Raw genomic sequence first — 14,910 nt, forward strand, 5'->3', positions numbered from 1 at the left:
TCCCCGCCCGTACACCCGTGCCCTCGTCTTCGACCGTAGGCGCGAAATGATCAGCGGGACAGAGCGGGCGGTGAACGCGCCCCCCTCCGCTCCCCCGGTTCACTCCGAGCGCCTGCTCGGTCGGGTGAATAGCCCGGGGCGGGTGGATACACCCTAGGGGTGGGGGAACCGAGGGGGGACCGTGGAGCGGCGGCGGCGCCAGACCTCGTGGTCGCCGCTCCACGGGCACACCGGGTGGTTCAGCCGAAGACGGCGAGGCTCTTGGCCTTGCCCTTCTGCTCCTCGACGAGCGCGAGGAAGCGGCCCTCGGGGTCGAACGCGGCGACGGGACCGGCGTCCGCGTACTCCTCGGGCATCTCCAGGCGTACGCCGTTGAGCAGCAGCCCGGCCCGCTTGGCGTCGACGTCCCAGCGCCGGAAGGCGGCCCCGGCGGCCTCGGCGATCGGCATCACGGTCAGCTCCCGCTGGAGCTGGTCGAGGGTCCGTGCGGAGTCCAGCTTGTACGGTCCGACGCGCGTCCGGCGCAGCGCGGTGAGGTGGCCGCCGACGCCGAGGTCCGCGCCGAGGTCGCGGGCGAGGGCGCGGATGTAGGTGCCGGAGGAGCAGACCACCGAGACGACCAGGTCGAGGACGGGGGTGCCGTCCTCGGCGACGGCGTCCCGGATGTCGTACACGGCGAAGGAGAAGACGGTCACCGGGCGGGCCGGGATGTCGAAGTCCTCGCCGTCCCGGGCGCGCTTGTACGACCGGACACCGTCGATCTTGATGGCGCTGACCTTGGACGGCACCTGCATGATGGCGCCGGTCAGCTTGGCGATGCCGGCGTCGACGGCCTCACGGGTGACCTTGGAGGCGTCGGTGGACGAGGTGATCTCGCCCTCGGCGTCGTCCGTGACCGTGTCCTGCCCGAGGCGGATGGTCCCCAGGTACTCCTTCTCCGTGAGGGCGAGGTGCCCGAGGAGCTTGGTCGCCCGCTCGATGCCGAGGACGAGGACGCCCGTGGCCATGGGGTCGAGGGTGCCGGCGTGCCCGACACGGCGGGTGCGGGCGATGCCCCGCATCTTGGCGACGACGTCGTGCGAGGTGAAGCCCGACGGCTTGTCGACGATGACAAGGCCGTCGGGCGGGGTGGGCTTGCTGGTCATTCGGTGGCGTCGTCCGTCTCGTCGGCCGTCTCTTCGCCCGGCTTCTTGTACGGGTCGGCGTCCCCGGCGAAGTCGGCGCCCGCGGAGGCCTCGCGGACCTTCGCGTCGGACTGGCGCGCCCGGTCGAGGAGGTCCTCGATGTTCCGGGCGGTGTCCGGGAGGGCGTCCGCGACGAAGGCGAGGGTCGGCGTGAACTTCACGCCGGCGGCGCGGCCGACCTCGGACCGGAGAATGCCCTTGGCGCTCTCCAGACCGGCGGCGGCCGCCTTCCGCTCCTCCTCGTCGCCGTACACCGTGTAGAAGACGGTCGCCTCCCTGAGGTCACCTGTGACCCGGGTGTCCGTGATGGTGACGTGGGTGCCGAGCCGCGGGTCCTTGATCCCGCGCTGCAGCTTCTGGGCCACCACCTCTCGGATGAGGTCCGCCAGCCTCTTAGCCCGCGCGTTGTCGGCCACTGGTCCGTCTCCCGTTCTTTCTTCTTGTCGTTCTCAAGTCTCAGGTCTAGTCGTCGTCGCCGTGGAATCGCCGTCGCACGGACAGCAGTTCCACCTCGGGGCGGCCGGCGACCAGCCGTTCGCACCGGTCGAGTACGTCGGTCAGGTGCGCGGCGTCTCCGGAGACCATGGCGAGGCCGATACCGGCCCTGCGGTGAAGGTCCAGGTGGTCCACCTCGGCGGCACTCACGGCGTACTTCCGCTGGAGTTCGGCGACGATCGGGCGGACGACGGAGCGCTTCTCCTTCAGCGAGTGGATGTCGCCGAGGAGGAGGTCGAAGGACAGGGTCCCCACGTACATGTATGTATCCGGTTAACCCGCCGGTACGGGATCGATGGCCCTGTCAGGAACGGTACCCCGTCCCTGCCGGGGGCTCGACCGACTTTCCCCAGTCGTCACGGGGCTCCGCCCCGGACCCGGACCTTCGCCCACCCGCCAGGTCGGGGTTCGGGCCAGAGCCCCGTGGCGGTTCCGTCGGCCGACCGGAAAAGCGCCGGCCGACGGAACCGAAATCCCGTCGGCCGGCACCAACCGTGGGTGTTACACCCGCGGCTTCTCGCGCATCTCGTACGTCGCGATGACGTCGTCGATCTTGATGTCGTTGAAGTTTCCGAGGTTGATACCGCCCTCGTAGCCTTCGCGGATCTCGGTGACGTCGTCCTTGAAGCGGCGCAGGCCCTCGATGTTGAGGTTCTCCGCGATGACCTTGCCGTCGCGGACGAGGCGGGCCTTCGTGTTGCGCTTGACCTCGCCCGAGCGGATGAGGACACCGGCGATGTTGCCCAGCTTGGACGACTTGAAGACCTCGCGGATCTCCGCCGTACCGAGCTCGACCTCCTCGTACTCCGGCTTCAGCATGCCCTTCAGGGCCGCCTCGATCTCCTCGATCGCCTGGTAGATGACCGAGTAGTACCGGACGTCCACACCCTCGCGCTCGGCCATCTGCGCCGCGCGGCCGGCCGCGCGGACGTTGAAGCCGATCACGATGGCGTCGGAGCCCATCGCCAGGTCGATGTCGGACTCCGTGACCGCACCGACGCCGCGGTGCAGGACGCGGATGTCGACCTCTTCGCCGACGTCCAGCTGGAGCAGGGAGGACTCCAGGGCCTCGACGGAACCAGAAGCGTCACCCTTGATGATGAGGTTGAGCTGCTGGATCTCGCCGGCCTTGAGCACCTTGTCCAGGTCCTCCAGGGACACGCGGCGCGTGCGCTTCGCGAAGGCCGCGTTGCGCTCGCGCGCCGCACGCTTCTCCGCGATCTGGCGGGCCGTACGGTCCTCCTCGACCACGAGGAAGTTGTCGCCGGCACCCGGGACGTTGGTGAGACCCAGGACCTGCACCGGCGTGGAGGGGCCGGCCTCGGCGACGTTGTTGCCGTTGTCGTCGAGCATGGCGCGGACGCGACCGTAGGCGTCGCCCACGACCATCGTGTCGCCGACCCGCAGGGTGCCTCGCTGGACGAGGACCGTCGCCACGGCACCGCGGCCGCGGTCGAGACGGGACTCGATGGAGATGCCCTGCGCGTCCTGGTGCGGGTTGGCCCGCAGGTCGAGCGAGGCGTCCGCGGTGAGGACCACGGCCTCCAGCAGCGAGTCGATGTGCAGACCCTGCTTGGCGGAGATGTCGACGAACATGGTGTCGCCGCCGTACTCCTCGGCCACCAGGCCGTACTCGGTCAGCTGACCGCGCACCTTGGTCGGGTCGGCGCCCTCGACGTCGATCTTGTTGACCGCGACGACGATCGGGACGTCGGCCGCCTTGGCGTGGTTGAGCGCCTCGACCGTCTGCGGCATGACGCCGTCGTTGGCCGCGACGACCAGGATCGCGATGTCGGTCGACTTCGCACCACGGGCACGCATGGCGGTGAACGCCTCGTGACCCGGGGTGTCGATGAAGGTGATCTTGCGCTCTTCGTCGTTGACCTCGGTGGAGACCTGGTAGGCACCGATGTGCTGGGTGATGCCGCCGGCCTCGCCCGCGATGACGTTCGTCTTGCGGATGGCGTCGAGCAGTCGGGTCTTACCGTGGTCGACGTGACCCATGACGGTGACGACCGGGGGACGGACCACCAGGTCGTCCTCGTCGCCCTCGTCCTCGCCGAACTCGATGTCGAAGGACTCGAGCAGCTCGCGGTCCTCCTCCTCGGGGCTGACGATCTGAACCGCGTAGTTCATCTCGCCCGCGAGGAGCTGGAGCGTCTCGTCGGAGACGGACTGCGTGGCCGTGACCATCTCGCCGAGGTTCATCATGACCGCGACGAGGGACGCCGGGTTGGCGTTGATCTTCTCCGCGAAGTCGGTGAGCGACGCGCCGCGGGAGAGACGGATGGTCTCGCCGTTGCCGCGCGGCAGCATCACGCCGCCGACGCTCGGGGCCTGCATGGCCTCGTACTCCTGGCGACGCTGCCGCTTCGACTTGCGACCGCGACGCGCCGGACCGCCGGGACGGCCGAAGGCGCCCTGCGTGCCACCACGGCCACCGGGACCGCCGGGACGACCGCCGAAGCCGGGACGACCGCCGCCGCCACCGCCACCGGGACCGCCGCCGAAGCCGCCGCCACCACCGCCGGGGCCACCGCCACCGGGACGGCCGGCGAAGCCGCCGCCACCACCGGGACGGGCACCGCCGCCACCGCCGCCGGGACGGCCGGCGAAGCCGCCGCCGCCACCGGGACGACCGGCGCCGCCGCCGGGACGACCCGCACCGCCGGGACCGCGACCGCCGCCACCGGGGCCGGGACGCGGGCCGGCAGCGGGACGCTGCGGCATCATGCCGGGGTTCGGACGCGGACCCGCGGAGCCGCCGCCGGGACGCGGACCGCCCTGCGGACGGGGCATGCCGGACGGGCTCGGACGGGAACCGCCGGGAGCCTGCGGACGCGGACCGCCGCCCTGGGCGCCGGGCGTCTGCGGACGGGGACCGCCACCGGGGGCACCGGGGCCACCCGGGCGCGGACCGCCCTGCGGGCGCGGGGCCTGCGGACGGGCCATGCCGGTGGAGCCACCGGACGTGAAGGGGTTGTTACCGGGACGCGGACCGGCCGGACGGGCACCGCCCGGACGCTGGCCCTGGCCACCGGGACGCGGGGCACCCTGACCCGGACGGGCCTGGCCCTGACCGGGGGCGGGACGACCGCCGGGACGCGGGGCGCCCTGACCCTGACCCTGGCCCTGACGCGGGCCGGCACCGGGACGCGGGCCCTGTGCGGCGGCCGGGCTCGGTGCCGCGGCGGCCGGAGGGGCCGGCGGGGCGGTGAACTCGGGCGCGGCCGGAGCCGGGCGCGGGGCGGGCTTGGGACCCGGAACCGGACGCGGGCCGGAGGCGGCCGGCGCGGGGGTGACCGGGGCCGGAGCCGCGGGAGCCGCCGGAGCCGCGGGCGCGGCCGGGGGCTGCGGGGCGGCCGGACGCGGTGCACCCGGCTTCGGGGCACCCGGACGGGCCGACTGCGCCGGAGAGGGCGCGCCGGGCTTGGGGGCAGCCTTGCGCGGGGCAGGCTTGCCGCTGCCGCCGCCCTGGAGGGCGTCGGTCAGCTTGCGTACAACGGGCGCCTCGATCGTCGAGGACGCCGAACGGACGAATTCACCGAGTTCCTGGAGCTTGGCCATGACGACCTTGCTCTCAACCCCGAACTCCTTGGCGAGTTCGTATACCCGGACCTTAGCCACTTCGCTCCTTTTAGGTCCGGGTGTGTCCGGACCGTCGCTACTTCATGGGCGTACTCATCGCGTGCTCATCGAGTGCTCATCGCAATCTCGACCTACTTCCAACTCGCGGGGTACCAGAGCCGCACGGACGTTCCGGACGACGCTTCTTACGGTGTTACTGCTCGACGTACCGGCGCAACGCCTTTACGTCGAGCGGGCCCGGGACGCGGAGCGCCCTCGGGAGTGCCCGGCGGCGTACCGCCTGGTCCAGACAGACCTGGGCGGGGTGTACATATGCACCCCGGCCGGGCAGCGTACCGCGAGGATCGGGGACGCATTCGTCCTCGACCACCACGATCCGCAGCAGTTCGGTCTTGGCCGCTCGCTGCCTGCACCCCACACAGGTGCGCTCAGGGCATGCGCGGGCACGCGTCCGGCCAGACACCGCTAAGTCTACCTCCCCGTACCGACCTCACCCCTTCGGGGCAAAGATCGAACGGCCGTTGTCGTAATCCAAGCCACCTGCGGCTGGGAACTATTCCCCCCGTCCGGGTGAACCCCGGACCGGGGTGGGCGTCACCCGCCCGATGATCTACTCGGACACCTGTTCGGTATCCGGACGGATGTCGATCCGCCAGCCGGTGAGCCGGGCGGCGAGCCGGGCGTTCTGTCCCTCTTTGCCGATCGCCAGCGACAGCTGGTAGTCCGGCACGGTCACCCGGGCCGACCGGGACGCCAGGTCCACGACCTCGACCTTGGAGACGCGGGCCGGGGACAGCGCGTTCGCCACCATCTCGGCCGGGTCGTCCGACCAGTCGACGATGTCGATCTTCTCGCCGTTCAGCTCGCCCATCACGTTGCGGACCCGGCCGCCCATGGGGCCGATACAGGCACCCTTGGCGTTCAGACCCGAACGGGTGGAGCGGACCGCGATCTTCGTCCGGTGACCGGCCTCGCGGGCGATGGCGGCGATCTCGACGGACCCGTCGGCGATCTCCGGCACCTCCAGCGCGAAGAGCTTCTTCACCAGGTTCGGGTGCGTACGGGAGAGCGTGACGGAGGGACCGCGGACGCCCTTCGCCACCCGGACGACGTACGACCGCAGCCGCAGACCGTGCTGGTAGGTCTCGCCGGGCACCTGCTCCTGCACCGGCAGGATGGCCTCCAGCTTGCCGATGTCGACGAGCACGTTCTTCGGGTCGCGGCCCTGCTGGACCACCCCGGTGACGATGTCGCCCTCGCGGCCGGCGTACTCGCCGAGCGTGGCGTCGTCCTCGGCGTCGCGCAGTCGCTGCAGGATCACCTGCTTGGCGGTGGTGGCGGCGATCCGCCCGAAGCCCGACGGGGTGTCGTCGAACTCGCGCGCCTCCTGCCCCTCCTCCAGGTCCTCGGGATCCTCCTTCGCCCACACGGTCACGTGCCCGGTGTTCCGGTCGAGCACCACGCGCGCGTGGCGGCGGCTTCCCTCGGTGCGGTGGTAGGCGATGAGGAGGGCCGACTCGATCGCCTCGACCAGCAGGTCGAAGGAGATCTCCTTCTCCCGAACCAAGCCCCGCAGGGCGCTCATGTCGATGTCCACGGCTACGCCTCCTCCTCTTCCTTCATGTCCTTCTTGTCCTTGCGGTTGAACTCGACCTGCACCCGCGCCCGGTCGATCTCGGCGAAGCCGAGCCTGCGAGTGGTGGCCTTGCGGCCCTTGACTCCGGGCACCTCGAGATCGAGGCCCTCGTCGTCGACGTCCAGAATCCTGGCGACCAGCTCCGCGCCCTCGGCCAGCTGGAACCTCACCAGGCGGTCCACGGCACGCACATAGTGCCGGTGCTCGCTCAGGAGGCGCTCCGCGCCGGGGGTGCCGACCTCGAGGGTGTACTCCCCCTGGCCCATCGCGTCCGTCTCGTCGAGCTTCGCCGAGAGCTCACGGCTCACATCGGCGATCTGGTCCAGGTCCGCCCCGGTGTCGGAGTCGACGACCACACGCAGCACGCGCTTGCGTCCGACGGAGTCCACGGCGATCTCTTCGAGATCCAGTCCCTGGGAGGTGACGAGCGGTTCCAGGAGCTCTCGCAGCCTCTCGCTCTGGGTGGTGCTCATCCGGGTGACTCCTCGGCCGCGTGTGCTGTTGTGGGATGGGTCGCGCGTCTGGTCAAAGGGTATCGGGTCGCAGGGTGTGTTGCCGTCCACATGTGCCGCCGGCGGCGGGGCCGCAGCGCCCCAGGAGCCCGGGCGCCCGCGGTCTGTCGAGCCGGTGACGCCGGTCGACGGGATGCGCGGGTAACGTGATCACGGCGGGCCGCCCTCCCGCCCGTGTGTTCGTACGAGCCCCCCGAGGACGTCTGTCGTGTCGTTCCCCCCGCCCTCGCGTACCCCCTGGGGAGTACGCAGAAGGAGCCTGATCGTTTCGGCGGCCTCGGCCGCCGTGCTGGCGGGCTGTGCCACCGACTCGAACTCCGGCTCCGCGAGCGGCGGTGGCAGCCCGTCGCTCTCCGCGCGGGCACGCGCGCGTGCGGCCCGGGACAGCGAGGGGCTGCTCCGGCGCTACGACGCCGTCCTCGCCGCCCATCCGACGCTCGCGGAGCGGCTGCGGCCGCTGCGGGCGGAGGTCGCGGCGCACGCGGCCGCGTTCCGGGAGGGCGCGGCGAAGGAGAAGGAGAAGGAAGCCGGTGGGAGCACGGCGACGGGTTCGCCGTCGGCCTCCGCGTCCGCCGCGCCGGACGTCCCCGCCGACGAGAAGTCCGCGCTCGCCTCGCTGGCCACCGCCGAGCGGAGCCTCGCCGACCAGCGGGCCAAGGCGCTGCTGGAGGTGCCGGGCGAGCTGGCGCGGCTGCTGGCCGGGGTGGCAGCGGCCGGTGCCGGGCACGCGTACCTGCTGACGAAGGGGGACCAGTGAGCGACCAGGCCAAGGCCGGCGAGCTGACGGCGCTGCAGGCCGCGCTGTCGGCGGAGCACGCGGCGGTGTACGGGTACGGCGTCGTCGGCGGCCGGATCGGCGCGGGGCGGCTGGCCGAGGCGCGCTCGGCGTACGACGCGCACCGGGCCGGCCGGGACGCGCTCGCCCGTGCGGTGCGGGACCTGGGCGGTGAGCCCGTCGCCGCGAGCGCGGCGTACGCGCTGCCGTTCGCCGTGACGGACTCGGCGACGGCCGTACGGCTCGCCGCCGAGCTGGAGGACCGGGTCGCCGACGTGTACTCCGACCTGGTCCGGGCGTCCGCGGGCGCGCGGCGCGGGTCGGCGGCCGGGGCGCTGCGGGAGGCCGCGGTGCGGGCGGTGCGCTGGCGCGGGGAGAGCGTAGCCTTCCCTGGGCTCGCCGAGCGGGGCGCGCCGCTGGGCGAGGCCGGTGGTTCCGCCTCGCCTTCGGCTTCGGCGACTCCCTAGCACAGAGCCTGGAGCAGGGCTCGAGGCAGGACTTGAAGCAGGACTTGAAGCAGGAAGGGAACGACTCGCGTATGGCTTTCGAACCGCCGCGGCGCCTGTCGAGGGCGCTCGGTGAGACGGCGCCGGACGGTGACGAGTGGCTGGAGAAGCTGCCGGGTGCGGCGGAACAGGCCGTCGCGCTACGCGAGTTGACCGTGGAACGGGTGCAGGTCCCGGGCGGGCGCAGCAGCCTCGTCCTGCTGGTACGGCGGGCGGACGGGACCCCGGCCGTGCTGAAACTGGCGCCGCGGCGGGCCCGGCCGGAGAGCGAGGCGGCCGCGCTGGCGCACTGGGGCGGGCTCGGTGCGGTGCAGTTGCTGGAGGCCGACGGGGCCGCGGGGGTGCTGCTCCTGGAGCGACTGCATCCGGAGGTGTCGGTGCGGTCGCTGCCCGAGGCGAAGGCGTTGCTGGAGGCGGCGGGGACGTTGCGGCGGCTGTGGGTGGAACCGCCTGCGGATCACCCCTTCGAGACCGTGGCCGAGCGCACCGGGCGGCAGGCGGCGGTGATGCGGGCCACGGCCGACCCGGAGGTGGTGCCGCTGGTCGACGCGGCGCTCACGGCCCGGGAGGAACTGCTGGCCGCGCCGCCGGAGCGGCGGCTGCTGCACGGCACGTTCCGGCAGAGCAAGGTGCTGGCCGGGGAGCGGATGCCGTGGCTGGCGGTGGGGCCGGATCCGGTCGTCGGGGAGTGCGCGTTCGATCTGGCGCGGCTGGTACGGGACCGGGTGGAGGACCTGATCGCGTCCCCCTCCGGGGCGTCCATCACCCGGCGGCGGATCAAGCGGCTCGCGGAGTCCTTGGAGGTCGACCAGGAGCGGTTGCGGGGGTGGACGCTGTTCCGGGCGGTGGAGTCGGGGGTGCGGGCGCGGAGGGTTGGGCGGCCGAGGGATGCGGAGCTGTTGCTTGAATTCGCCGGGTGGGTCTGACGGTTTTCGGGTGCCGGTTCGGTGGGGGCTGGTCGCGCAGTTCCTCGCGCCCCTGGGTCATTACTCTCCCCTCAGTTTGAGAGCCAGGACCGGACAGTCAGCCGCTGCTCTGCGGGCTCGTTTCCTCGTTCGGGGTGGGATGGGGCGGCCGTCGACCAGTGGGTAGCCCCATTCGTCCAGGGTGATGTGCTCGGGGAGGAGTTCGGCGCAGAGGCCGTGGCCCTGGCAGGAGGTCCAGTCGATGTCGATGTGCTGGTCCATGTCAGATCTTTTCGGTGGGTACGGGCAGCAGGGGGGTGTGGTCGGAGGAGGTGCAGAAGCCGTTCGCGTGGGCGTCGAGTTCCGTGGTGAAGGTGGTGAGGGCGCTGCGGACCAGGCGGATCGTGCCGTCGGGGTGGTGGCAGGCGCCTCGGCCCGCCGTCAGGCCCGCCCAGCGGGAGATGTCCGTGCGGGTCGTGCCCTGGGGGCCGGGGGTGGCCAGGGTCCGGAAGGCGGTGGCGATGCGCGGGAGGCCGTTGAGGCAGGGGCCGCACTGGCCCGCCGACTGCAGGGCCAGGTAGCGCAGGACGCGGGCGGTTTCGGCCAGGCCGCAGCGGTCGCTGGGGAGAGCGGCCAGGACGCCCGCGCCCAGGTGGGCGGCGGAGAGCGGGACCTGTGCCGCCTCCGCGGCCGGGATCCAGGTGCCGTGGTAGCCGCCGATCAGGGCCGCGGAGGCACCCTCCAGCGGGAGCAGGCGGCCCACCGGCATGCCGAACGGGGCCTCGACGACGCGGACTTCACGGCCGGGGGCGTGCAGGGTGCACAGGACGCTGCCGGGTTCGCCGGGGGTGCCTGCCGTGCGGAACCACTCCGCGCCGTAGCGGGCGATCAGGGCCAGGTGGGCCAGGGTCTCGACGTTCTGGACGAGGGTGGGGGCGCGGCGCACCCCGCGTTCGCGGACCGGTGGGATCGGGTGGGCGGGGTGGGCCGCGCCGCCGGAGAGATACCGGACCAGGGCCGAGGCCTGGCCGGAGAGGAAGCGGGCGGGCAGGCGTACGACCTGGACGCGGACCGGGTCGCGGCGCTGGGCGAGGGCCGACTCCAGGTAGGAGGCGCCGTCCTCGACGGCGAGGTACGCCTCCGCCGCGCCGATCGCCTCGGCGGCCAGCTGGAGCCCGTCCAGCACCAGGTGGGGTGAGAGCCGGAGCAGGGTCTTGTCCTTGTGGCTGGCCGGTTCGCTCTCCGCGCCGTTCGCTACGACGACCGGTGCGCGGTCGGTGCGGCGGGCCGCGTCGGCGACCGCGACGAATTTCCGGTACGCGGGGAAGCCCGCCCCGCCGCGTCCGGTGAGGCCGGATTCGGCGAGGGTGCGCAGCAGGGCGGCCGGGTCGCCGTGCGCGAGCGGGCCGTAGCGCTGCTCGTGCGTGGCGAGGTCGGCCGGAGCGCCGCCGGGGGCCAGCAGCCGGGGCGACATGTAGACGTCGGGGAAGAGCGCGGTCATCAGTGGGCCCCTTCGGTGTGCAGGAGGGCGGCGGGGGTCCGGCGGGCGGCCCGGACGGCGTGCGCGGTGCGCAGCGCGAAGGCGGTGGTCACCGTCGCCACGCAGGCCACGGTCAGCCAGGTCATCCAGTCGGTGCCGGTGTCCGTGCCGATGCCGATGCCGTGGACGAGGGCGACCGGCCAGGAGGCGTACGCCAGCCAGTGCACGGCCCGCCAGGCGCGGTGGCCCAGGCGGTCCCGGAGCAGGCTGGTGACCAGGACCGCGAGCATCAGGTCGAAGGCCACCGTGCCGAGGCCGAGCCAGAGCGGCTGGTAGTCGGAGACGAAGGGGACGAGGGCGTCGAGGGGGCTGATGCTGACGTAGCCGTCGACGACCGCCGTGGTGATGTGCAGGGCCAGGAAGGCGGTGGCGGAGAGGGAGAGCGTGCGGTGCAGGCTCATGGTGCCGAAGCGCGGCAGGCCGGGGAGGCGGCCGCGCAGCCGGACGGCGATGCCGAGCAGCACGACCACGGTGAAGAGGACCAGGCAGACGGCGCCGGTGGCCCGGTTGGCGTACCAGAGGGTCTCGGAGGTCATGCCGCCGCCTCCAGCGCCGGGGCGGAGACGGGCCAGCCCGGTGTGGTGACGACGGTGCCCCGGTGGGTGACCAGGCGGGCGGCCAGGCCCAGGCGGGTCAGCCAGCGTTCCGCGCCCGCGCCCTTGACCAGGGCGGCCGTGGTCGCCGCGTTGGCGTCGGCGCAGCTCGCGGCGGCCACCGAGACCGTACGCCACGGGGAGCGGACCGGCAGGCCGGTGCGCGGGTCGACGATGTGGTGCAGGTCGTGACCGCCGCGCTGCCAGCGGCGGGCGGTGGTGCCGGAGGTGGCGAGGCCTCCCGAACGCAGGCCGACGGTGTCGTACGACCCCTGCGCGGGCTGTTCGTCGACCGGCCCGGTGATGTCCTGGACGCGGATCTGCCAGCCGCCCGCCGGGGGCTCGGCCGCGACGGCCGTGTCGCCGCCGAGGCTCACCAGCACCCCGCAGCCGGCGGCCCGGGCCAGCGTCCGCGCGGCCCGGTCGGCGGCCCAGGCCTTGGCCGTGGCGCCCAGATCGAGGCGGACGCCCTCGGGGACGGTGACCGTGCCCGTCTCCTCGTCCAGGGTGACCCGGCGCCAGCCCGGGGCGCGGCGCACGCGCAGGGAGACCGGGCGGTCGTCCTCGCGGACGAGGGTGAAGTCGCGGTCGTAGCCGATCGCCTCCATCGCCGAGCCGACGGTCGGGTCCACCGCGCCGTCCGTGGCCTCGGCCGCCCGCAGGGCGACCGCGAGAGCCTCGGCGAGCAGCGGGCTGACCCGCACCGGGCAGCCGTGGGTGGTGTCGAGGGCGGCCAGTTCGGAGTCGCCGCGGAACCGGCTGCAGGCCGCGTCCACCTCGGCGAGCTGCCGGGCGAGCAGCAGGTTGCAGGAGTCCAGCAGGGCCGGGTCGGTGACGACCAGGCGGACGGTGGTGCCGAGGGCGCGCCACTCGGCGGCGGCCGTCGTCCGGAGGGCGCGGGCGGTCATGACGCCCCCGAGGTGGAGTCGGTGGAGCCGCTGCCGGAGGTGAGTCCGTCGGAGGAGGACTGGAGGTCCGAGGACGACGACGAAGAAGACGAAGAAGACGACGAGGACGACGACGAGGACGACGACGAGGACGAGGTCGAGGCCGAGGCCGAGGAACTGTCCTTGCTGGAGCCGGAGTTGCTTTCAGCGGTGCTGCTGCTCGTCGTCGTACCGCTGCCGCTGCTCGCCGTCGTCTCGGCGTCCGACTGCATCGTGCCGACCAGGGCGAACACCCCGGCCGACGCGGCGAGCGTGACCGCCGCCGCCAGGGCCGCCGTACGCCTGGTTCCCCTGCGGACGGCCGCGGCCGCCCCCCGCTGCTCTCTCTCGGTCATGACCGATCCCCTCCTGCGTGACTGTCTGTCACGCATTACGTTCGGGTATCGGCCTGAGAGAACTCTGTGAGGTACCCATACGGATCGGAAGAACCGTCTGAGACGTTCCTGAGAAGACGCGAGGGCCGCCGGAGGTCACCGGCGGCCCTCGTGACGGGAGTTGGGGTCAGTTGGCGGTCAGGCGGGCGATCGCCTCGTCGACCGTCAGTTCCTCGCGCTCGCCCGTCTTGCGGTCCTTGAGCTCCAGGACGCCCTCGGCGGAGCGGCGGCCCGCGACCAGGATCTGCGGGACGCCGATGAGCTCGGCGTCCGTGAACTTCACGCCCGGGGAGACCCCGGCGCGGTCGTCGACCAGGACGCGCAGGCCGGCCGCGCGCAGCTTCTCGGAGACGTCCAGGGCGAGTTCGGTCTGCAGGGCCTTGCCGGCGGCGACCACGTGCACGTCGGCCGGGGCGACCTCGCGGGACCAGACCAGGCCGTGCTCGTCGGCGGTCTGCTCGGCGAGGGCGGCGACGGCGCGGGAGACGCCGATGCCGTAGGAGCCCATGGTGACGCGGACCGGCTTGCCGTTCTGGCCGAGGACGTCGAGCTTGAGCGCGTCGGCGTACTTGCGGCCCAGCTGGAAGATGTGGCCGATCTCGATGGCGCGGTCCAGCTTGAGGCCGGTGCCGCACTTCGGGCAGGGGTCGCCTTCCAGGACGACGACGACGTCGACGTACTCGTCGACGGTGAAGTCACGGTCCGCCACGACGTTCTTGGCGTGCGTGCCCGCCTTGTTGGCGCCGGTGATCCAGGAGGTGCCGGGGGCCACGCGCGGGTCGGCGAGGTACTTCACCTTCTCGCCGAGGCCCTGCGGGCCGACGTAGCCGCGGACCAGGTCGGGGCGGCCGGCGAAGTCGGTCTCGGTGACGAGCTCGACGGTGGCCGGGGCGAAGTGCTCCTCGACCTTGCCCATGTCGACCTCGCGGTCGCCCGGGACGCCGATGGCCACGATCTCCCCGTCGACCTTCACCAGGAGGTTCTTCAGGGTCTCGGAGGCCTGGACGCCGAGGTAGGCGGCGAGGGTCTCGATGGTCGGGGTGTCCGGGGTGGGAATCTCCTCCAGCACGGGCACGTCGGTGGCGTCGACCGGCTTCAGCGTGTACGTGATCGCCTCGGTGTTCGCCGCGAAGTCGCAGTTCGGGCAGTCGGCGAAGGTGTCCTCGCCGGCCTCGGCGGGGGCCAGGAACTCCTCCGACTTCGAGCCGCCCATGGCGCCGGCGGTGGCCGCGACGATGCGGTAGTCGAGGCCGAGGCGCTCGAAGATGCGCTGGTAGGCCTGGCGGTGCAGGGCGTAGGACCGGGCCAGGCCGTCGTCGTCGAGGTCGAAGGAGTAGGAGTCCTTCATCAGGAACTCACGGCCGCGCAGGATGCCGGCGCGCGGACGGGCCTCGTCCCGGTACTTGCTCTGGATCTGGTAGAGGATGACCGGCAGGTCCTTGTACGAGGACGCCTGGTCCTTCACCAGGAGCGTGAAGATCTCCTCGTGGGTGGGGCCGAGGAGGTAGTCGCCGCCCTTGCGGTCCTGGAGGCGGAACAGCTCGGCGCCGTACTCGTCCCAGCGGCCGGTCGCCTCGTAGGGCTCGCGGGGCAGCAGGGCCGGGAGCAGCACCTCCTGGGCGCCGATCGCGTCCATCTCCTCGCGGACGACGCGCTCGATGTTGGAGAGCACCTTCAGACCGAGCGGCAGCCACGACCAGATGCCGGCGGCCGTGCGGCGGACGTAGCCGGCGCGGACAAGGAGCTTGTGGCTGAGGACCTCGGCGTCCGCCGGGTCGTCACGCAGCGTCTTCGCCATCAACTGGGACATGCGTTGGACCGGTGCGTTCGCCATGGTTCTCGTACTCCTGCCGGG

The 14,910-nt window shown here is 72.7% G+C and carries 16 protein-coding genes; 4 read left to right on the forward strand and 12 right to left on the reverse strand.

The features are described from left to right. Positions 1-239: 239 nt before the first annotated feature. The 7 genes from truB to rimP form a co-directional block, all read right to left on the reverse strand. The gene (truB, locus tag ACFZDK_RS31620; RefSeq protein WP_390977339.1) at positions 240-1,145 is read right to left on the reverse strand and encodes a tRNA pseudouridine(55) synthase TruB; all 906 of its coding nucleotides are present in this window, start codon (positions 1,143-1,145) and stop codon (positions 240-242) included. Further along, complete coding sequence (gene rbfA / locus ACFZDK_RS31625; RefSeq protein WP_390977340.1) at positions 1,142-1,600, reverse strand: 30S ribosome-binding factor RbfA; 459 nt, start codon at positions 1,598-1,600, stop codon at positions 1,142-1,144. Before rbfA ends, truB begins: the two co-directional genes overlap by 4 nt. A 46-nt stretch (positions 1,601-1,646) precedes the next feature. Next, positions 1,647-1,940, reverse strand: coding sequence for a DUF503 domain-containing protein (locus tag ACFZDK_RS31630; protein WP_046732584.1), 294 nt, complete (start codon positions 1,938-1,940; stop codon positions 1,647-1,649). A 240-nt stretch (positions 1,941-2,180) separates the two neighbouring features. Continuing rightward, positions 2,181-5,306, reverse strand: coding sequence for a translation initiation factor IF-2 (gene infB, locus ACFZDK_RS31635; RefSeq protein ID WP_390977341.1), 3,126 nt, complete (start codon positions 5,304-5,306; stop codon positions 2,181-2,183). Between the two features lie 154 nt (positions 5,307-5,460). Further along, on the reverse strand, positions 5,461-5,730 hold the full coding sequence (locus ACFZDK_RS31640) for a YlxR family protein (RefSeq protein ID WP_359216149.1): 270 nt from the start codon (positions 5,728-5,730) through the stop codon (positions 5,461-5,463). Positions 5,731-5,877: 147 nt separating this feature from the next. Continuing rightward, a complete protein-coding gene (gene nusA, locus ACFZDK_RS31645) occupies positions 5,878-6,864 on the reverse strand; it encodes a transcription termination factor NusA (protein ID WP_355720742.1) in 987 nt (328 codons plus the stop codon). Between the two features lie 2 nt (positions 6,865-6,866). Then, the gene (gene rimP, locus ACFZDK_RS31650; RefSeq protein WP_390977342.1) at positions 6,867-7,376 is read right to left on the reverse strand and encodes a ribosome maturation factor RimP; all 510 of its coding nucleotides are present in this window, start codon (positions 7,374-7,376) and stop codon (positions 6,867-6,869) included. Between the two features lie 247 nt (positions 7,377-7,623). On the opposite strand from rimP, the gene ACFZDK_RS31655 reads away from it, so the two are divergent. From ACFZDK_RS31655 to ACFZDK_RS31665, 3 genes are all read left to right on the forward strand, one after another. Continuing rightward, positions 7,624-8,172, forward strand: coding sequence for a hypothetical protein (locus tag ACFZDK_RS31655; RefSeq protein ID WP_390977343.1), 549 nt, complete (start codon positions 7,624-7,626; stop codon positions 8,170-8,172). Then, a complete protein-coding gene (locus tag ACFZDK_RS31660; protein WP_390977344.1) occupies positions 8,169-8,657 on the forward strand; it encodes a DUF4439 domain-containing protein in 489 nt (162 codons plus the stop codon). Before ACFZDK_RS31655 ends, ACFZDK_RS31660 begins: the two co-directional genes overlap by 4 nt. A 71-nt stretch (positions 8,658-8,728) precedes the next feature. After that, entirely contained in the window at positions 8,729-9,622 is an 894-nt protein-coding gene (locus ACFZDK_RS31665; protein WP_390977345.1) for an aminoglycoside phosphotransferase family protein, read from the forward strand. Positions 9,623-9,682: 60 nt separating this feature from the next. Here the strand turns inward: ACFZDK_RS31665 and ACFZDK_RS31670 are convergent, their stop codons facing one another. From ACFZDK_RS31670 to ACFZDK_RS31685, 4 genes are read right to left on the reverse strand one after another with little or no spacing between them, the layout of a single operon-like run. Continuing rightward, a complete protein-coding gene (locus ACFZDK_RS31670) occupies positions 9,683-9,883 on the reverse strand; it encodes a ferredoxin (protein WP_355720756.1) in 201 nt (66 codons plus the stop codon). Position 9,884: 1 nt separating this feature from the next. Beyond that, the gene (locus ACFZDK_RS31675) at positions 9,885-11,102 is read right to left on the reverse strand and encodes an NADH-ubiquinone oxidoreductase-F iron-sulfur binding region domain-containing protein (protein WP_390977346.1); all 1,218 of its coding nucleotides are present in this window, start codon (positions 11,100-11,102) and stop codon (positions 9,885-9,887) included. Then, entirely contained in the window at positions 11,102-11,677 is a 576-nt protein-coding gene (locus ACFZDK_RS31680; RefSeq protein ID WP_390977347.1) for a ferric reductase-like transmembrane domain-containing protein, read from the reverse strand. The genes ACFZDK_RS31675 and ACFZDK_RS31680 overlap by 1 nt, the downstream gene beginning before the upstream one ends. Then, positions 11,674-12,642, reverse strand: a complete 969-nt coding sequence (locus tag ACFZDK_RS31685; RefSeq protein ID WP_390977348.1) for an FAD:protein FMN transferase — start codon at positions 12,640-12,642, stop codon at positions 11,674-11,676. Before ACFZDK_RS31685 ends, ACFZDK_RS31680 begins: the two co-directional genes overlap by 4 nt. Before the next feature lie 21 nt (positions 12,643-12,663). Here ACFZDK_RS31685 and ACFZDK_RS31690 point away from each other — a divergent pair, with 21 nt between their 5' ends. Beyond that, positions 12,664-13,086 (forward strand): hypothetical protein, encoded by a 423-nt coding sequence (locus ACFZDK_RS31690; protein WP_390977350.1) that lies wholly within the window; start codon positions 12,664-12,666, stop codon positions 13,084-13,086. Between the two features lie 96 nt (positions 13,087-13,182). On the opposite strand, the gene ACFZDK_RS31695 is transcribed toward ACFZDK_RS31690, so the two are convergent. Next, the gene (locus ACFZDK_RS31695) at positions 13,183-14,889 is read right to left on the reverse strand and encodes a proline--tRNA ligase (RefSeq protein WP_390977351.1); all 1,707 of its coding nucleotides are present in this window, start codon (positions 14,887-14,889) and stop codon (positions 13,183-13,185) included. Between the last annotated feature and the right edge of the window lie 21 nt (positions 14,890-14,910).

The sequence above is a fragment of the Streptomyces sp. NPDC007901 genome, from assembly GCF_042959465.1.
Lineage (GTDB): Bacteria > Actinomycetota > Actinomycetes > Streptomycetales > Streptomycetaceae > Streptomyces.